The sequence below is a fragment of the Streptomyces sp. NPDC029152 genome (assembly GCF_055564355.1).
Genome location: NZ_JBVHWR010000015.1, coordinates 77,828 through 94,932, shown reverse-complemented (window position 1 = coordinate 94,932; position 17,105 = coordinate 77,828). Strand labels below are relative to the sequence as shown.

The window sequence follows — 17,105 nt, the reverse complement described above, 5'->3', positions numbered from 1 at the left end:
AATGACCGGCAAGACCACCGGCACCCCCGGCGCCGCCCCCGCGGGCACCACCCCCGAGGACACCGGCCGGCCGCTCGTCGAACTGCGCGGCGCCGGCAAGTCCTACGGCACCGTCCGCGCCCTGCACGGAGTCGACCTCACCGTTCACCCCGGCCGGGTGACCTGCGTGCTCGGCGACAACGGCGCCGGCAAGTCCACCCTCATCAAGATCATCTCCGGACTGCACCAGCACACCGAGGGCGACCTCCTCGTCGACGGCGAACCGGTGCGCCTCACCTCCCCCCGCGACGCCCTCGCCCGGGGCATCGCCGCCGTCTACCAGGACCTCGCCACCGTGCCGCTGATGCCGGTGTGGCGGAACTTCTTCCTCGGCTCCGAGCTGACCAGGGGCCCCTGGCCCGTCCGCCGTCTCGACATCGCCCGCATGAAGAGGACCGCGGACGAGGAACTGCGCGCGATGGGCATCGTCCTGGACGACCTGGAACAGCCCGTCGGCACCCTCTCCGGCGGCCAGCGCCAGTGCGTCGCCATCGCCCGCGCCGTCCACTTCGGCGCCCGCGTCCTCATCCTCGACGAGCCCACCGCCGCCCTGGGCGTCAAGCAGTCCGGCGTGGTCCTCAAGTACATCGCCGCCGCCCGCGAACGCGGTCTCGGTGTCATCCTCGTCACCCACAACCCCCACCACGCCCACCTGGTCGGCGACCACTTCAGCGTGCTGCGCCTGGGCACCCTCGAACTCAGCGCCGCCCGCGCCGGCATCACCGTCGAGGAACTCACCCACCACATGGCCGGCGGCGCCGAACTCGCCGCGCTCGAGCACGAACTGGCGCAGGCCGGCGGGACCGGCGCGGCGGCGCTCCCGGGACAGGAGCCGGAGGTCCCCGCACCCGGCGCCGCCCCGTCCCGGGCCGCCGCGCCCACGCCCCCCGCGTCCGGCACCGCCGAAGGGAAGACCTGACATGCCCCCTGCCCTGGACCGCATCCGCGTCGGCTCGGCCCCCGACTCCTGGGGCGTCTGGTTCCCCGACGACCCGCGGCAGGTGCCCTGGGAACGCTTCCTGGACGAGGTCGCCGAGGCCGGCTACGAGTGGATCGAGCTGGGACCCTACGGCTACCTGCCCACCGACCCGGCCCGGCTCGCCGACGAGGTGGCCCGGCGCGGCCTCAGGGTCTCCGCGGGCACCGTCTTCTGCGGCCTGCACCGCGGCCCCTCCGAGTGGGACGCCACCTGGGAGCAGGCCGGCCGCGTCGCCGCCCTCGCCCGGGCCGTGGACGCGACGCACCTCGTCGTCATCCCGTCCTTCTGGCGCGACGACAGGACCGCCGAGATCCTCGAGCCGCCGGAGCTCACCCGCGAGCAGTGGACGCACCTGACCCGGGGCATGGAACGCCTCGGCCACGAGGTCAGGGAGACCTACGGCCTGGAGGTCGTCGTCCACCCGCACGCCGACACCCACATCGACACCGAGGAGCACGTCGAGCGCTTCCTCGACTCCACCGACTCCGGCCTGGTCGGCCTCTGCCTGGACACCGGCCACTACGCCTACTGCGGCGGCGACAGCGTCGAACTGATCGAGACCTACGGCGAGCGCATCGGCTACCTCCACCTCAAGCAGGTCGACCCGGAGATCCTCGCCGACGTGCGCGCGAACGGCCTGCCGTTCGGGCCGGCCGTCCAGCGCGGGGTGATGTGCGAACCGCCGTCCGGCGTCCCCGAGCTGGGACCGGTGCTCACGGCGGCCCAGCGGCTCGGCGTGGACCTGTTCGCCATCGTCGAGCAGGACATGTACCCCTGCGAGCCGGACGATCCGCTGCCCGTCGCGGTCCGCACCCGCAGGTTCCTGCGCTCCTGCGGAGCCTGACGGCCCGGGCCCCCTCCCGCCCGGCGGGCCGTCGCCGGTGCCACGCGCCGGCGTGCGAGGCACCGGCGTCCTTCCGTCCCGCCCCCGGCACCGCGGGCGTGTGACGTACGGCGTCGCCCCGGGCGCACGGCGCGGCCCCGTGCGACGCCGCTCCTGCCGTCGGGGCACGGGGAAATCGACTCCGGCCGGCGGTTCCGAGCGGGTGGTGGCCCTGGCCGACGGCGTCTTCGCGCTCGCCCCCGCCCTGCTCGTCCTCGACTTCTCCGTGCCCCGTGGGCCGGACTCCGCGGCCGCGCGGCGAGGCGGTCCCCGAGGAGGGGTTCCCGCTGTGCGGCCTGGACATCGCGGCCTCGGTGGCGGTGTTCTCGCTGAGCGTCCCGCTCGCCCTGACGACCGGCCCCGCGGCCGTGCGGGGCCGGCTCGTCCCGGTCCCGGTCACGAGCCTGCCCGACCGGTGGGCGAACGGGTCGCGCCGCGCACACCGTCACCCGGGGACCTCGGGGACGACCCGGGCCGAGGCGTGCCGTCCGGCAGGCCTACCCGAGGTCGACCGCGTACGCCTTGCGCAGCGTCTCGTGCACCGTCCACGTCGTCCGGTCGCCCTCGCGCAGGACGGCCAGGTCGCCCGGTCCGACCGTCAGCGTGGGTCCGCCCTCCACCTCGATGGTGGCGGAGCCGCTGAGCACGACGAAGAACTCGTCCGCCTCGGTGTCGGTGACGACCCCGGGGGTGATCTGCCAGATGCCGCGCGCCCGGCGGCCGTCCGCCGACTCCCAGACCACCTTGCCGGTGACCTCGGGGGAGCCGGACACGATCTGCTCGGGGGAGAGGGGCTCGGGTTCGAGCTCGGCGTCGGGGACGTGGACAACGAAACTGTGGGTCATGCGGTGACGCTAGCCGGGGCGGAGGGGGCCGCGGGGGCGACAGGGTGTGCCGTATCCGAAGGCGCGTACGGACACTTCGTCGCGCTTTCCGCGGACTCCGTGCGACAGGCGGCCCTGCGCGCGGCCTGTCGGCGACAGCGCGGCCCGACGGCTGCGCGAGCGGCATGGGTTCACCGTCGAGACCGAGGACGCTGTGGACGTCCACATGGTGCGCGAGCCGGTCCGGACCCGGTCGGCGTCCGTCGTGCGCCGACCGGGGGCGCGTCGGGGAACCCCGCTCGGCCGACCGCGGGTCACCGCCCCCGGCGGGACAGCCAGGCGGCGGTCAGGGAGCCGGAGACGTTGTGCCAGACGGAGAAGACCGCGGCCGGCAGCGCCGCCAACGGGCTGAAGTGGGCGGTGGCCAGCGAGGCCGCGAGACCGGAGTTCTGCATGCCGACCTCGAAGGCCATGGCACGGCTCGCCGGTTCGCCGAGCCGGCCGAGGCGCCCCGCGCCGTAACCGAGCGCCAGTCCGAGGCCGTTGTGCAGCACGACGGCGAGGAACACGATCCCGGCCGCCGACCTGATGGCGTCGGCGCTGCCCGCGACGACCACGGCGACGATCACGGAGATCGTCAGCGCGGACAGCCACGGCAGCGCGGGCAGCGCCCGCCGCACGTACCGCCCCGCCACGAGCCGTACGACGACGCCCGCGAGGATCGGCAGCAGCACCGTCTTGAGGATGTCCGTCACCATGGAACCGGCGTCGACCGGGAGGTACTCACCGGCCAGCAGCAGTGTCAGCGGCGGGGTGACCAGCGGGGCGACGAGCGTGGAGACGGTGGCGACGGAGACCGACAGGGCGACGTCGCCCCGGGCCAGGTAGGTCACCACGTTGGAGGCCGTGCCGCTGGGCGCGCAGCCGACCAGGATCACGCCGGCCGCGAGCTGCGGCGAGAGGTGGAGCAGGTGGGCGATCGCCCAGCCGAGCCCAGGCATGACGACGTAGTGCGCGACCAGCCCGAGGACCACCGCCCAGGGACGTCCGACGACCCCGCGGAAGTCCTGAGGGGTCATGGTGACGCCCATGCAGAACATCACCACGCCCAGCAGGTACGGCACCGCCTCGCCCCACCCGGTGAAACTCCCCGGGAGCAGGAGGCCGAGCGCGCCGGCCGCGAGGACGAGGAGCGGGAAGACGGTGACGGCGCGGCGCGCGGAGCGGTCGCCGGTGGTGTCGCCGCCGGGGTGTTCGGGTCGTTCGGTACGCACCGTGCGAGGTAACGCCCGGCGGCAGGCGTGACGCAACGCCGTCTCGCGATGTGATCATCGGGACGGCTCGTGCCGCCGTCGCCGGCCGCTTCCGAGGGGGACGGCCGGCGACTCCGCCCCGCTCGGCGGATGGGGTAGGGTTGACCTGCGTGATCACACGGAAACCGCTCGCGCGGTCCGTGCGACGCACCGCGGGACGTGGCGCAGCTTGGTAGCGCACTTGACTGGGGGTCAAGGGGTCGCAGGTTCAAATCCTGTCGTCCCGACGCGGACGAGTCGTGGATCAGGGCCGGTTTCGGAGCATTCCGAAACCGGCCCTGGTCGTTCCCGGGCTTCGGCCGCAAGGGGCCGTCCCGGCCGGGCGGCACGGTCGTCCCGGGACATCAGGGTGTGCCAGTGCTCGGACAGTTCGACGGCTGCCCCGGGCACACTGCGGGAGCGGGCTTCGGCGCACGGCCGTGCCACGCGCTCCCGCTCCGCCGCGCAGCCGGAACCGCGAGGTTCCGCTCCGGCCTGACGGCCATCCGCCGGCGCACCGGCGCGTCCGCCCGCGCGTGGGGGTCCACCGGCTCGCGCCACGGCGCGTGCCCGGCGTCCCCGGCCCGGGGCCAAGGGCACGCCGACTCCTCCGCCGGCCGAGCGCCCGGCGGTGCCTTCCGGTGCGGTGGCACAGTGGAAGGACTTGTCCCGTCCCGTGGAGGTAACCGTCCGTATGCGTCTGCTGCTCGTACGCCATGGCCAGACCCCGTCCAACCTCAAGCACCTGCTGGACACCGCGGCGCCGGGCCCCGGGCTGACGCCCCTGGGGCAGGAGCAGGCCGCCGCGCTGCCGCGGGCCCTGGCGACGGAGCGGATCGGCGCCCTGTACGCCTCCACGCTCGTGCGGACCCAGCTGACCGCGGCGCCGCTGGCCGCCGGGACGGGGCTGGAGGTCCGGGTCCGCGACGGGCTCCGGGAGGTGACGGCCGGGGATCTGGAGATGCGGGGCGACGACGACGCCGCCGCCGTCTACCTCTCCACGGCGTTCGCCTGGGCCGCGGGCGACACCGGCCGCAGGATGCCCGGCGGCGAGAACGGCGTGGAGGCCCTGGGCCGCTTCGACGCCGTCGTCGACGAGGCGGCGGGGACCGGGACGGGGACGGTGGCCATGGTCAGCCACGGCGCGATGATCCGTGCGTGGGTGGCCGCCCGGGCGGACAACGTCGACGTGGCGTACGCCGCGGGCCACCCGCTGGGCAACACCGGAGTCGTCGTGCTCACCGGCGCACCCGGCCGTGGCTGGCGGGCCCTCACCTGGGAGGGGCGCCCGCTCGGCCCGGAGGGCGACTTCCCCGGGGGCGGCGGGCCGGCCGGCGAAGCCGCTCCCCGGCCCTGACCGCCCCTCGCTCCGGGGGCGTCCTGACCACAGCGTGGACGCCCCCTTGACGTCCCCGGGACACCGGCCGACACTTCCCTGGTAATCCTAGTGAACAGGTAGGGAAACATGGGGAGCAGCGAGCCGGTGACCGCCGACGCGAGCCGTGCGCCGGACCCGTCCCCCCTGCTCACCTCCCGCCGTCACATCGACCTCCTCCGCGTCTGCAGCGCCATCGGCCCGCAGGACTGAGCCGATCCGAGCCCGGCCGTGCCCGCCCGCGGCCCGCCCGCCGCTGCCTCCGCCGCGCGTGTCCTGACGCCCCCGCACCCGAGGAGAACCATGTCCGTCACGCCCCTCGCCCCCGCCCCCGCCTTCCGGGGACGCATCGGCCGCGACCCCCGCAGCGGCCACTACGCCGTGCCGCGCCGCTACCGCCTCCACCTGTCGCCCGGCCACGACGACTGTCTGCGCATCGCCGTCGTCCACAGCCTCCTCGGGCTCGACGAGGTGTGCCCGGTGACCCTCCTCGACCCGGGCGCCGACTGTGCCGACGGCGGCCACCCCGCGCTGCGTCCGCTGTACGAGGCGAGCGCGCACCACTACCGGGGCCCGGCCGTCGCGCCGGTGCTCAGCGACGACTGGTCGGGCCGGATCGTGAGCACCCACGCGCCCGACATCATGCGCGACCTCGCCCGGCACTTCGCCTCCGCCGGCCCCGAGCTGTACCCGTGCGGCGAGGACGCGGCGATCGAGGCCGTCGAGCTGCTCTGCGCCCGGGCGGCCGACCCGGCGGTGCTGGACCTGCTGGAGGAACGGCTGGCCGCCCGCCCCCACGTCCTGGGGGAGCGGCTGACCGCGGCCGACGTCGAGGTCTGGGTGGCCCTGACCCGGCTCGACCCCGCGCACCGCACGGACCGCCACCCCGCCCTGTGGTCCCACGTGCGGCGCCTGAGCGCCCACCCGGCCTTCGCGCGCCACCTCGGGGGCCGTCCCGCCTGACGGAACGGCGTTGACACGAGCACGGTCAACTGCCTTACTTACGGACCAAGAACGGTCATGAGCGTCAGCGACAAGCCCTGGCTGGCTGACCGGCAACCCTCGCTCCGCGGTGGGGTGCCCCAGGTGACGACCGGACCGGATGACACTTCGGTAAGCGCGAGGCCCACGGGGCCGGAAGAGTGACGGTGACGGACATGTACGCAGCTCCCAGGACGGCCCACCGCCGCCCCCAGGGCGCCGTACGCCCGTACCCGAGCCCGCTCGTCGCCGACCGGACCGTCGATCTGCTCCGCGTCAGCAGCGCACTGTGTACCGACCGCGGCCGCGGCCGCCGCCGGGGCTGACCTCCTTCCCGGACCCCAGCCCCCGCAGCGGTCGCCCGGCCACGACGAACACCGCCCGTGCGGTGTGCCGTTGTCCGCCCCGCCCCGGTCCCGTGCCTTCCCCCGTGCGCCGCCTCGCGCCGCGGAGCGGCTCCCGCCGCGCCACCGCGCCGTAGCGGCCCGCTGCCGTCCGCACGACCCCGGGGCGTCCGAATCCACCGGAGTCCTCCCATGAGCGAACCCCCGGGCGCCGCCGTGTCCCTCGCCGAGGCACCGCCCGCCACCGACAGTCCCCGGCCGCCCACCGCCCAGCGGGTGCTGCCGCTGCGCCGGCCCGGCCGCTGGATCGCGACCGCCGCCGTCCTGGTCGTCGTCGCCCAGATCGTCCACGGCCTGGCCACCAACCCCTTCTACCAGTGGGACCGCTTCCGTTACTGGTTCCTGCGCCCCACCGTCCTCGACGGTCTCCTCGTCACCCTCGAAGTGGCCGCGCTCAGCGCCGTGCTCGGCCTGCTGGGCGGCGTCCTGCTCGCCCTCGCCCGGCTCTCCGGCAGCCCGGTCCTGCGTGCGGTGAGCTGGACCTACACGTGGCTGTTCCGGTCCGTCCCGCTGATCGTCGTCCTGATCTTCCTCTACAACTTCTCCGCCCTGTACCGGACGTTGAGCCTGGGCGTCCCCTTCGGACCGGCCTTCGTGACCTTCGACGAGTCCCGGCTCGCCACCGACCTGGCCGTCGCCGTCGTCGGCCTCGGCCTCAACGAGGCGGCGTACGCCTCCGAGGTGGTCCGCGGCGGCATCCTCTCCGTCGACCAGGGCCAGCACGAGGCGGCCGCGGCCCTCGGCCTGCCCAAGGGCTACCAGTTCCGCCGGATCGTCCTGCCGCAGGCCCTGCGGTCCATCACCCCCAACTACGTCAACCAGCTCATCGGCCTGATCAAGGGCACGTCCCTGGTGTTCTACGTGTCCCTGCTCGACCTGTTCGGCTCGGTGCAGACCATGGGCAGCACCTATCCCGGCGACATCGTGCCGCTGCTGCTGGTCGCCACCGTCTGGTACCTGGTCCTCACCAGCGCCGTGTCCGTCGTCCAGTTCTACGTCGAGCGGTACTTCGCCCGGGGCGCGACCCGCACCCTGCCGCCGACGCCCCTGCAGAAGGCGCGCGCCGGCCTCACCGGGGTCCGGGCCCGGCTGCGCCGGGAGGCCGCCGTATGACCACCCCCACCACCACCGGCATCGTCCCGGCCGCCCTCGAGGTGCACGGCGTCCACAAGTGGTACGGGACCCACCACGTGCTCGACGGCATCGACCTGACGGTACGGCCCGGCGAGGTCACCGTCGTCCTCGGCCCGTCCGGCTCCGGCAAGTCGACGCTGCTGCGGGTCGTCAACCACCTGGAGAAGCCCGACGCCGGCCACGTCAGCGTCGGCGGCGAGCCGGTCGGCGTACGGCGCCACGGCACCCGGCTGAGGGAACTCGGCGAGCGGGCCGTCCTGCGCCGGCGGGGCCGGATCGGCTTCGTCTTCCAGAACTTCAACCTCTTCCCGCACCTGACCGTCCTCGACAACGTCGCCGCCGCGCCCGTCGCCACCGGAAAGCTCCCCCGCGACGAGGCCCGGCAACTGGCCCGCGACCTGCTCACCCGCGTCGGTCTCGGCGACCGGACCGGCGCCTACCCCCGCCAGTTGTCCGGCGGTCAGCAGCAGCGCGTCGCCATCGCCCGTGCCCTCGCCCTGCGGCCCGGCATCATCCTCTTCGACGAGCCGACCTCGGCCCTCGACCCCGAGCTGGTCGGCGAGGTCCTCGCCGTCATCGAGGACCTGGCGAGCAGCGGCACCACCCTCGTCGTCGTCACCCATGAGATCGGCTTCGCCCGCGAGGTCGCCGACCGCGTCGTCTTCATGGACGACGGCCGGATCGTCGAACAGGGCCCGCCCTCCCAGGTGCTGGACCACCCGCGGCACGAACGCACCCGGGACTTCCTCGCCAAGGTCCTCTGACGTCCCGCCCGTTGCACACCACCCCATTCCTCCCAGCGACAAGGACAGCCATGCGCCACCACCCCTCCCTCTCCCGACGCGGTCTGCTCCGCGGCATCACGGCGGCCACCGCCGCGGCCGCCCTCGCCACCGGGCTCGCGGCCTGCGGCGGGGACAGCGACGCCGCCACCACGACCGACGCCGAGGGCACGGTGACGGTGGGCCGGCTGTCCAACGGCGCCGCGAAGGAGACCGCGCTGAAGGTCTCGGAAGTGGAGTCGATCAGCTCCCGCGTCCCCGCTTCGGTCCGCAGGAGCGGAAAACTCGTCGTCGGCGTCGGCGCCCTGCCCGAGGGCTTCCCGCCGCTGGCGTACGTCGGCGAGGACCAGAAGTCCCTCACCGGCGCCGAACCCGACCTGGCCCGGCTGGTCGCCGCCGTGCTGGGACTGGAGCCCGAACTGAAGAACTCCACCTGGGAGAACATGTTCGTCGGCATCGACAGCGGCCGCACCGACGTCGCCTTCGCCAACATCACCGACACCGAGGAACGCAAGCGCAAGTACGACTTCGCCTCCTACCGCAAGGACGACGTCGGCTTCGAGGTGCCGAAGAACAGCACCTGGAACTTCGACGGCGACTACCGCAACCTCGCCGGGAAGACCGTCGCCGTCGACAACGGCACCAACCAGGAGAAGATCCTCCTGGAGTGGCAGGCGAAGCTGGAGCAGGAGGGCAAGCGGCTCACCGTCAAGCACTACGCGAGCAAGAGCAGCACCTACCTGGCGCTGGCCGGCGGGAAGATCGACGCCTACCTCGCCGCCAACCCGGGCGTCGCCTACCACGTCACCCGGACCGCGAAGTCGCCCAACGCCACGCGCAGCGCGGGCACCTACTCGGGCGCCGGCGCCTCCCTCCAAGGGCTGATCGCGGCCACCACCAAGAAGGACAGCGGGCTCGCCCGGCCGATCGCGGACGCCATCGACCACCTGATCGAGAACGGCCAGTACGCGAAGTGGCTGGCCGCCTGGAACCTCTCCAGCGAGGCCGTCGGGTCCTCCGAGGTCAACCCGCCCGGACTCCCGCTCGACAACTCCTGACGGCGCGTCGGCAACCGCGCGCCCTGTCCCGTCCGTCGGAAAGGACCCCGATCCCGTGACCCAGCCGACCGGCCTCCGCGTCGACGCGGCCCCGGCCGTCCCCGCACCGCACCCCCTCGACAACGCCGTCTGGGCAGCCCTGACCGGCCCGCACGCCCCCCTCGCCGAACGCCACGGCAAGGCGGCCCGCTACCCCTCGGACATGGCCGTCTTCGCCGCCCTGGAGGACCCCGCCGACCCGGCCGCCTGGGCCGACCTGCACCGTCTCGTCGGTCCCGGCACGGCGGTCGCGGTGCCCGGCGCGTCCGCCGTCCCCGAGGGCTGGCGGACCTCCGGCGGCGTGCCCGGCGTCCAGCTCGTCGACACCGCCCTGCGCGCCGAACCCGATCCCGAGGCCGCACGGCTCGGACCCGCCGACGTTCCCGAGATCCTGGACCTGGTCGCCCGCACCAGGCCCGGCCCCTTCCTGCCCCGCACCGTGCTCCTCGGCACCTACCTCGGCATCCGGCACCGGGGCCGGCTGATCGCCCTGGCCGGCGAACGCCTCCGGCTGCCCGGCTGGACCGAGATCAGCGCCGTCTGCACCGACCCGGACCACCGCGGCCGGGGCCTCGCCACCCGCCTGGTCCGCGCCGTCGCCGCGGGCGTCCGCGAGCGCGGCGACACACCGTTCCTGCACGCCGCCGCGAGCAACACCCGTGCCATCGGGCTGTACGAGTCCCTCGGTTTCAGCCTGCGCCGCTCCACCGCGTTCCGCGACGTCATCACGCCCGCCACGGCCGCCGCGCCCAGGGCGCGGTGACGGGCGGGGGCGCGGCCGGGGCGGGCACCACGCGCCCCGCCGGCCTCCGCGCCCGGCCCCACGCGCCCCGCGGCGCCCGGGCGACGCGTCCCGTCCCCCCTGATCCGCTGCCCGGCCGCCCGCCCCGCCCGGCGAGGGCGGCGTCCTCCTACGACGACCAGGAAGGCACACCCGTGTCCACCACTCCTCCCGCCCCCCTGCACCTCGCCGTGGCCCTGGACGGCACCGGCTGGCACCCCGCCTCCTGGCGCGAGCCGGCCGCCCGGCCCACGGAGCTGTTCACCGCCGCCTACTGGGCCGACCTCGTGACCGAGGCGGAAGGCGGCCTGCTCGACTTCGTCACCCTCGAGGACGGCCTCGCCCAGCAGTCCTCCCGCCTCCTCGGCCCGGACGAGCGCACCGACCAGGTCCGCGGCCGGCTCGACGCCGTCCTGATCGCGTCCCGCGTGGCGCCCCTGACCCGGCACATCGGGCTGGTGCCGACCGTGATCGCCACCCACACCGAGCCGTTCCACATCTCCAAGGCCATCGCCACGCTCGACTACGTCAGCACCGGCCGCGCCGGTCTGCGCGTGAAGATCTCCGCCCGCCCCGACGAGGCCGCCCACTTCGGCCGCCGCACCGTCCCGCGCATCGACGGCTACGAGAGCCCGGCCGCGCGCGAGCCGGTGACCGAGCTGTTCGACGAGGCCGCCGACCACGTCGAGGTGGTCCGCCGGCTGTGGGACAGCTGGGAGGACGACGCGGAGATCCGGGACGTGGCCACCGGCCGCTTCATCGACCGGGACAAGCTGCACCCCATCGACTTCCGGGGCCCGCGCTTCAGCGTCAAGGGCCCCTCCATCACCCCCCGGCCCCCGCAGGGCCAGCCCCTGGTCACCGCCCTCGCCCACTGGACCGTGCCGTACCGGCTCGTCGCCCGGCAGGCCGACGTCGGCTACGTCACCCCGCACGACAGCGACCAGGCGCGGGCGGTCATCGCCGAGATCCGCGCCGAACAGGCGGCGGCCGGACGCGCCGCCGAGCCGCTGCACGTCTTCGCCGACCTGGTGGTCTTCCTGGACGACCGCCCCGCCGAGGCCGCCGCCCGCAAGGACCGCCTGGACGAGCTCGCCGGAGCGCCGTACACGAGCGACGCCCGCGTCTTCACCGGCACCCCCGTACAACTCGCCGATCTGTTGGAGGAGTTCGCGGCCGCCGGGCTGACCGGCTTCCGCCTGCGCCCCGCCGTCCTCGGGCACGACCTGCCGGCGATCACCCGCCGCCTGGTCCCCGAGCTGCGGCGCCGCGGACTCTTCCGCGACGCCTACGAGGCGGACACCCTGCGCGGACTGCTCGGCCTCGCCCGCCCCGCCAACCGCTACGCCGCCACCGCCACCGCCTGAGCCGGGAGGACACGACCACCATGACCAAGCCGCTGAAGCAGATCCACCTGGCCGCGCACTTCCCCGGCGTCAACAACACCACCGTGTGGAGCGACCCCCGGGCCGGCAGCCACATCGAGTTCAGCTCCTTCGCGCACTTCGCGCGGACCGCCGAGCGCGCCAAGTTCGACTTCCTGTTCCTCGCCGAGGGCCTGCGCCTGCGCGAACAGGGCGGGCGCATCTACGACCTGGACGTCGTCGGCCGCCCCGACACCTTCACCGTCCTCGCCGCGCTCGCCGCCGTCACCGACCGGCTCGGCCTGACCGGCACCATCAACTCCACCTTCAACGAGCCCTACGAGGTCGCCCGGCAGTTCGCGAGCCTCGACCACCTCTCCGGCGGACGCTCCGCGTGGAACGTCGTCACCTCCTGGGACGCCTTCACCGGCGAGAACTTCCGCCGCGGCGGCTTCCTGCCGCAGGAGGAGCGCTACTCCCGCGCCCGCGAGTTCCTGGCCACGGCGAACGAACTCTTCGACTCCTGGCGCGGCGACGAGGTCGTCGCCGACCCGGCCACCGGCACCTTCCTCAGCGACGCCAGGGCCGGTGCCTTCGTCCACCGGGGGCAGCACTTCGACATCCACGGCCGCTTCGACGTACCGCGCTCCCCGCAGGGCCGCCCGGTGATCTTCCAGGCCGGGGACTCCGAGGAGGGCCGCGAGTTCGCCGCCGCGGACGCGGACGCGATCTTCAGCCGGTACGCCACCCTGAAGGAGGGCCAGGCATTCCACCGGGACGTCAAGAGCCGTCTCGCCAAGTACGGCCGCCGCCCCGAGGACCTGCTGATCCTGCCCGCCGCGACCTTCGTCCTCGGCGACACCGACGAGGAGGCCGAGGAACGGGCGCGCGAGGTCCGCCGGCAGCAGGTCAGCGGGACCACCGCCCTCAAGCACCTGGAGTTCGTCTGGAACCGCGACCTGTCCGGCTACGACCCCGAGGGCCCGCTGCCCGACATCGACCCGGACGTGACCGGGGAACACATCGCGCGCGGCCGGGCCCAGGTGCGGATGTACCGGGACCCGCTGGCCACCGCCCGGGAGTGGCGCGAACTGGCGGCGGCCAACGACTGGTCCATCCGCGACCTCGTCATCCACACCGGCAACCGCCAGACCTTCGTCGGCTCCCCGGCCACCGTGGCCCGCACCATCAACGAGTTCGTGCAGGCCGACGCCGCCGACGGCTTCATCCTCGTCCCGCACATCACCCCGGCCGGCCTCGACGAGTTCGCGGACGAGGTCGTCCCGCTGCTCCAGGAACAGGGCGTCTTCCGCGCCGACTACGAGGGCACCACCCTGCGCGACCACCTCGGCCTCGCCCACCCCGACGCGGTGCGCGCCGACGAACGGGCGGCGTCGTGAAGCCGCCCGCCGTCACCCGTCCGGTCCGAGGCCGTCGTGCCGTGTCCGCCCCCCGCGCGGCGGACACGGCACGGGCCGGGGACGTCGCCTCCCCCGAGGGCGACGTCCCCGGCCGTCCCCCGGCGCCGGACCGTGGCCGGCCGCGGCCGGGTGCGGTGGAGCCGTGCGGTCACCAGCACATGACCGCCGTCTCGCCCGCACCCCACGAGGAGTACAGGCGCACCCGGACGACATAGCGGCGGCCCTTGACGAGACGGGCCCTGATCGTGGCGTTGCGGGGCGTCCCCCCGTCGTCGTGGCCGGCGAGGAAGCGGGGCTCCCCGCCGCGCTCCTCGAAGACCACGGCGACGGCGTCGCTGTCGCCGAACGTGCCGACGGTGTACTCGCGGGTCTCCGGCGGGTCGAGGCGGAAGTCGGCCTGCTCACCCGGCCCGAGGCCGAGCGGCACCGAACGGAACGGCACCAGCGGCCCCGGCCGGCCGAGGGGCGGGTACCAGCGCAGCGCGAACTCCTTGTCGGCGGCGGAGAGGGTGCCGGGCGGATACAGGCCCGCACGGTAGTGCTCCGGCTCCAGTATCAGCCCCGACGGGAAGGGGTACTCCATGATCGACTGCGGGTCCCAGACCGGACCGTTGACCTCGTCCGAGTCCAGCTTGCGCAGGATGTTGTGGAACGTCCGCTCCCGGCTCCAGTGGTTCGGCGGCCCCGCCAGCTCGGCGTAGACGGCCTCGTCGTCCCAGAGGATGCCCGCGTACGGGCTCTGGTGCTCGTGCAGCATGCCGAGCGCGTGCCCGATCTGGTGCAGGGCCGTCGCGCGCTCCCCGGGCGCGGTCAGGTCCCAGCCGAAGTTCATGGTGCGGTCGTTCAGGCCGGTCCGCAGCGCGTCGCGGCCCACCGCCGACCAGGAGCCGTCGCCGGGCCGGAAGCCGATGCGCAGTTCGGCCTCCGAACGGTCACCGACCTCGGTGAGGACGAGCCCGATCCCGAGGTCCTGCCACTCCTGGAAGCAGTCGCGCACCACGGCCCGCTGCTCCTCCGTACCGGCCCACGCCCCCCGCCGCGGCCGGCCCGTGCCCCGCAGGGGGACGACCGAGGTGTCGGTGTCACCGCCGAGGAAGCAGTAGTGCAGCACCGTGCCGTTGACCCACATCCGCTGACCGCCGGCGAGCGCGGCGCACCGCTCGGCGGCCAGCCCCGGCGGATACGCGGGGGCGGGCTGCCGCGCGAGCGAGCAGTAGCGAGCGGTCATGGCCCCAGCCTGCCGTCCGCCCCGCCCGGGCGCCTGAGTCGAGGGCTACTCAAGTCGCCCTGTATCAGGAGTGAGCAGGCGGACTCCTGTTGCCGTGACGACTGTGACGACGCCCGCGCGGGACGCGAAGACGCTGGAGCTGCCCTGGCCGTTCACCGGCCGCGCCGACGAACTGGAGCTGGTGCGCCGCTCCCTGGCCGCCGGGCGGGCAGGCATCGTGGTGACGGGACCGGCGGGCTGCGGGAAGACCCGGCTCGTGACGGAGGCCGTCCGCGGCACGGACTGCGCCCGCGCGGCAGGTACGCCCGGGACCCGCGGCATCCCCTTCGCCGCCTTCGCCCACCTGCTGCCCGAGACCGTCACCCTGCACCGCGCCGTGCGCCTCCTGTCCGGGGTGCGCCTGCTGGTGGTCGACGACGCGCACCTGCTCGACGACGCCTCCGCCGCGCTCGTGCACCAGCTCGCCGTGCAGGGCCGCACCCGCCTCCTGGCCGTCGCCACCGAGGGCGCCCCGGTGCCGGGCGCGGTGTCCCGGCTGTGGACCGGCGAGCTGCTGCCCCGGCTCACCCTGGAACCGCTGCCCCGCCAGGAGACCGCGGACCTGCTCACGGCGGGCGCGGGCACCCCCCTGGAGCCGCTCACCGTGGACCGGCTGCACCGCCTGTGCCGGGGCGACCTGCGGCTGCTGCGCGAACTGCTCACCGCCGTGCGGGAACACGGGCTGCTCACCCCGGTCCCGGGCACGGACGAACGGGCCTGGCGCGGCCCGGTGCCCCTCACCCCGGCCGTGCGGGAACGCGCCGCCCGCCTCCTCGGCCGCGCCCGCCCCGAGGAACGCGAGACGCTCGACCGCCTCGCCTTCGCCGAACCCCTGCCCCTCGACCCGGACGCCCTCGACCTGCGGGCCCTGGAGCGCCTGGAGACCGAGGGCCTGGTCCGCGTCGACGACGACGGCGCCGCCCGCCTCGCCCACCCCCTGCACGGACCCGTGCTGCGCGCCGCGGCCGGCCGGCTGCGGGCCCGGCGGCTGGCCCGCACCCCGGACCGGTGCGGCCCCGCCCTGGCGGCGGAGACGGACGCGCTGAACCGGCGGATCGAACGGGCCGACGTACGGGCCCTTCCGGCGCCCGTGGGGGAGTGGCTGGTGGCGGAGGGGACGCCGGTGCCGGCCGGCGACGCGGCCGTCCGCGCCCGGTTCGCGCGGCTGCGCGGCCGCCTGCGGGAGGCGGCGGCGTGGGCCCGCGAAGGCCTGCGTCAGGACACCGGCGACCCCGGCTGCCTGACCGAACTCGCCCTGGCGGCGGCCCAGTCGGGTGAGGTACCCGCGACGGGCGAGGCGCGGGCCGCACGGGGCGACGGGCACGACCGCCCCGCCCCTCCCGCGTCGGGCGGCGGCGCGGCCGCGTGGACGGCCGCCGCGCGCGGCGACCTCGACGGGGCCGTCCGGGCGGCCCCGGACGGCGATCCCTACGACGCCGTCCGGCTCGGCGCCCCCGAGCGCGCCGCCGGCCGGCTGACCGGCGTCTTCGCCGCCCACGCCGACGCCCTCGCCCGCGGCGACGGGCCCGCACTGGACCGGGTGGCCGGGGAACTGGAGCGGCGCGGCTTCCTGCTCTTCGCGGCCGAGGCGCACGCCCAGGCGGTACGCGCCCACCGCGACCCGCGGGCCGCCCGCACCGCCCGCACCCGCGCCGTCGCCCTCGCCCGGCGGTGCGAGGGCGCCCGCACCCCGGCCCTGTCCGGTCTGGTGCTCGGCGAACTCACCGCCCGGCAACGGCAGATCGTCACGCTCGCCGCCGCGGGGCTGAGCAACCGGCAGATCGCCGAGAGACTCACCCTCTCCGTCCGCACCGTCGGCAACCACCTCTACGGCGCCTACACCCGCCTCGGCGCCGGGGACCGCGGCGCCCTCCCCTGGCTGGTGGACCTGCCCGCGGCCCAGCCCGCCTGACCCCCGTGTCAGGCGGCGCCGAACGCCGAGAACGCCCACCCCGTGGCCTGGTGCACCGCGTCGCCCGGCAGCGCGGCCCGCGCGTCGCGCAGCGACTCCGCCAGGGACAGTCCGGCGTCCAGGCCCTTGTGCAGCGCGAGCATCAGCGGCACCACCGCGGCGTCGTTGACCGGCGCGCTGCACGCCACCACGCCGGCCGTGCCCAGCGGCAGCAGCGCGGTGACCAGTCCGAGCAGCTCGTCCGCGCCGACGGACGCGAACCGGGCGGTGTCGCAGCAGGACAGGATGATCCGGTACGGGCTGCGGTCCAGCCGCTCCAGGTCGTGCACGATGAGCGGACCGTCGGCCATCCGCAGCGACGAGAACAGCGGGCTGTCCGCACGGAACGTGCCGTGCGCGGCGATGTGCGCCAGCGCGGCCCCGTCCAGCTCCCGCAGCACCCGCGGCACCCGCGCCGCGTCCCCCTCCAGCACGACCGGAGGCCCGTACCGGTCCCCGTCCGGCTCCCCGCGCCCACCGCCGGGCTCGCCGCCCGGCCCGGCGGCCGGCGACCGCGGCTCCTCGTCCGCC

Annotated in this window: 17 protein-coding genes, 1 tRNA gene, 1 pseudogene and 1 riboswitch; of the genes and pseudogenes, 15 read left to right on the top strand and 4 right to left on the bottom strand. The window is 75.2% G+C overall.

The genetic code is table 11. The features are described 5' to 3' along the window. Window position 1 precedes the first annotated feature (1 nt). Window positions 2-958 (top strand): ATP-binding cassette domain-containing protein, encoded by a 957-nt coding sequence (locus ACZ4V6_RS27780; protein ID WP_467832682.1) that lies wholly within the window; start codon window positions 2-4, stop codon window positions 956-958. Between the two features lies 1 nt (window position 959). Continuing rightward, on the top strand, window positions 960-1,862 hold the full coding sequence (locus tag ACZ4V6_RS27775; RefSeq protein ID WP_467832680.1) for a sugar phosphate isomerase/epimerase family protein: 903 nt from the start codon (window positions 960-962) through the stop codon (window positions 1,860-1,862). 536 nt (window positions 1,863-2,398) lie between these two features. Here the strand turns inward: ACZ4V6_RS27775 and ACZ4V6_RS27770 are convergent. Next, a complete protein-coding gene (locus tag ACZ4V6_RS27770) occupies window positions 2,399-2,746 on the bottom strand; it encodes a cupin domain-containing protein (RefSeq protein WP_467832677.1) in 348 nt (115 codons plus the stop codon). 136 nt (window positions 2,747-2,882) lie between these two features. Here ACZ4V6_RS27770 and ACZ4V6_RS27765 point away from each other — a divergent pair. Continuing rightward, window positions 2,883-2,966, top strand: a pseudogene (locus ACZ4V6_RS27765) (GNAT family N-acetyltransferase); the annotation flags it as partial. A gap of 73 nt (window positions 2,967-3,039) precedes the next feature. Here ACZ4V6_RS27765 and ACZ4V6_RS27760 read toward each other — a convergent pair. Then, complete coding sequence (locus ACZ4V6_RS27760; RefSeq protein ID WP_467832674.1) at window positions 3,040-3,999, bottom strand: bile acid:sodium symporter family protein; 960 nt, start codon at window positions 3,997-3,999, stop codon at window positions 3,040-3,042. 192 nt (window positions 4,000-4,191) lie between these two features. On the opposite strand from ACZ4V6_RS27760, the gene ACZ4V6_RS27755 reads away from it, so the two are divergent. The 11 genes from ACZ4V6_RS27755 to ACZ4V6_RS27705 all read left to right on the top strand — a co-directional run bounded on the left by ACZ4V6_RS27755 (window position 4,192) and on the right by ACZ4V6_RS27705 (window position 13,335). Then, window positions 4,192-4,265 (top strand) — tRNA-Pro (locus tag ACZ4V6_RS27755). Between the two features lie 446 nt (window positions 4,266-4,711). After that, a complete protein-coding gene (locus tag ACZ4V6_RS27750) occupies window positions 4,712-5,374 on the top strand; it encodes a histidine phosphatase family protein (protein ID WP_467832673.1) in 663 nt (220 codons plus the stop codon). 108 nt (window positions 5,375-5,482) lie between these two features. Beyond that, window positions 5,483-5,605, top strand: a complete 123-nt coding sequence (locus tag ACZ4V6_RS27745; protein ID WP_467832672.1) for a putative leader peptide — start codon at window positions 5,483-5,485, stop codon at window positions 5,603-5,605. A 90-nt stretch (window positions 5,606-5,695) separates the two neighbouring features. After that, entirely contained in the window at window positions 5,696-6,355 is a 660-nt protein-coding gene (locus ACZ4V6_RS27740) for a glutathione S-transferase C-terminal domain-containing protein (protein ID WP_467832669.1), read from the top strand. Between the two features lie 53 nt (window positions 6,356-6,408). Then, window positions 6,409-6,518, top strand: a riboswitch (SAM riboswitch). 31 nt (window positions 6,519-6,549) lie between these two features. Next, window positions 6,550-6,699: a hypothetical protein gene (locus tag ACZ4V6_RS27735; RefSeq protein WP_467832667.1), complete on the top strand. Its 150-nt coding sequence runs from the start codon at window positions 6,550-6,552 to the stop codon at window positions 6,697-6,699. Between the two features lie 210 nt (window positions 6,700-6,909). Further along, a complete protein-coding gene (locus tag ACZ4V6_RS27730) occupies window positions 6,910-7,890 on the top strand; it encodes an amino acid ABC transporter permease (protein ID WP_467832665.1) in 981 nt (326 codons plus the stop codon). Further along, window positions 7,887-8,675, top strand: coding sequence for an amino acid ABC transporter ATP-binding protein (locus ACZ4V6_RS27725; protein ID WP_467832662.1), 789 nt, complete (start codon window positions 7,887-7,889; stop codon window positions 8,673-8,675). Before ACZ4V6_RS27730 ends, ACZ4V6_RS27725 begins: the two co-directional genes overlap by 4 nt. Window positions 8,676-8,725: 50 nt before the next feature. Continuing rightward, window positions 8,726-9,751: an ABC transporter substrate-binding protein gene (locus ACZ4V6_RS27720; protein WP_467832660.1), complete on the top strand. Its 1,026-nt coding sequence runs from the start codon at window positions 8,726-8,728 to the stop codon at window positions 9,749-9,751. Between the two features lie 55 nt (window positions 9,752-9,806). Beyond that, window positions 9,807-10,553 (top strand): GNAT family N-acetyltransferase, encoded by a 747-nt coding sequence (locus ACZ4V6_RS27715; RefSeq protein WP_467832657.1) that lies wholly within the window; start codon window positions 9,807-9,809, stop codon window positions 10,551-10,553. Window positions 10,554-10,726: 173 nt separating this feature from the next. Then, entirely contained in the window at window positions 10,727-11,938 is a 1,212-nt protein-coding gene (locus ACZ4V6_RS27710) for an LLM class flavin-dependent oxidoreductase (protein WP_467832654.1), read from the top strand. A 20-nt stretch (window positions 11,939-11,958) separates the two neighbouring features. Beyond that, on the top strand, window positions 11,959-13,335 hold the full coding sequence (locus ACZ4V6_RS27705) for an NtaA/DmoA family FMN-dependent monooxygenase (RefSeq protein WP_467832651.1): 1,377 nt from the start codon (window positions 11,959-11,961) through the stop codon (window positions 13,333-13,335). A 169-nt stretch (window positions 13,336-13,504) separates the two neighbouring features. Here ACZ4V6_RS27705 and absR1 read toward each other — a convergent pair whose 3' ends face one another. Beyond that, on the bottom strand, window positions 13,505-14,584 hold the full coding sequence (absR1, locus tag ACZ4V6_RS27700) for a beta-glucuronidase AbsR1 (protein WP_467832649.1): 1,080 nt from the start codon (window positions 14,582-14,584) through the stop codon (window positions 13,505-13,507). A gap of 103 nt (window positions 14,585-14,687) precedes the next feature. On the opposite strand from absR1, the gene ACZ4V6_RS27695 reads away from it, so the two are divergent. Beyond that, on the top strand, window positions 14,688-16,535 hold the full coding sequence (locus ACZ4V6_RS27695; protein WP_467832840.1) for a LuxR family transcriptional regulator AbsR2: 1,848 nt from the start codon (window positions 14,688-14,690) through the stop codon (window positions 16,533-16,535). Window positions 16,536-16,543: 8 nt separating this feature from the next. Here ACZ4V6_RS27695 and ACZ4V6_RS27690 read toward each other — a convergent pair. After that, a partial coding sequence (locus ACZ4V6_RS27690) for a CHAT domain-containing protein (protein ID WP_467832646.1) occupies window positions 16,544-17,105 on the bottom strand: 562 nt, incomplete at its 5' end.

What these genes read in the sequence shown, in the direction of transcription:
- ACZ4V6_RS27740 (WP_467832669.1), top strand. Translation starts at nt 5,696, where the DNA reads ATGTCCGTCACGCCCCTCGCCCCCGCCCCCGCCTTCCGGGGACGCATC.
- ACZ4V6_RS27730 (WP_467832665.1), top strand. Translation starts at nt 6,910, where the DNA reads ATGAGCGAACCCCCGGGCGCCGCCGTGTCCCTCGCCGAGGCACCGCCC.
- ACZ4V6_RS27725 (WP_467832662.1), top strand. Translation starts at nt 7,887, where the DNA reads ATGACCACCCCCACCACCACCGGCATCGTCCCGGCCGCCCTCGAGGTG.
- ACZ4V6_RS27735 (WP_467832667.1), top strand. Translation starts at nt 6,550, where the DNA reads ATGTACGCAGCTCCCAGGACGGCCCACCGCCGCCCCCAGGGCGCCGTA.
- absR1 (WP_467832649.1), bottom strand. Translation starts at nt 14,584, where the DNA reads ATGACCGCTCGCTACTGCTCGCTCGCGCGGCAGCCCGCCCCCGCGTAT.
- ACZ4V6_RS27780 (WP_467832682.1), top strand. Translation starts at nt 2, where the DNA reads ATGACCGGCAAGACCACCGGCACCCCCGGCGCCGCCCCCGCGGGCACC.
- ACZ4V6_RS27720 (WP_467832660.1), top strand. Translation starts at nt 8,726, where the DNA reads ATGCGCCACCACCCCTCCCTCTCCCGACGCGGTCTGCTCCGCGGCATC.
- ACZ4V6_RS27705 (WP_467832651.1), top strand. Translation starts at nt 11,959, where the DNA reads ATGACCAAGCCGCTGAAGCAGATCCACCTGGCCGCGCACTTCCCCGGC.
- ACZ4V6_RS27745 (WP_467832672.1), top strand. Translation starts at nt 5,483, where the DNA reads ATGGGGAGCAGCGAGCCGGTGACCGCCGACGCGAGCCGTGCGCCGGAC.
- ACZ4V6_RS27770 (WP_467832677.1), bottom strand. Translation starts at nt 2,746, where the DNA reads ATGACCCACAGTTTCGTTGTCCACGTCCCCGACGCCGAGCTCGAACCC.
- ACZ4V6_RS27775 (WP_467832680.1), top strand. Translation starts at nt 960, where the DNA reads ATGCCCCCTGCCCTGGACCGCATCCGCGTCGGCTCGGCCCCCGACTCC.
- ACZ4V6_RS27750 (WP_467832673.1), top strand. Translation starts at nt 4,712, where the DNA reads ATGCGTCTGCTGCTCGTACGCCATGGCCAGACCCCGTCCAACCTCAAG.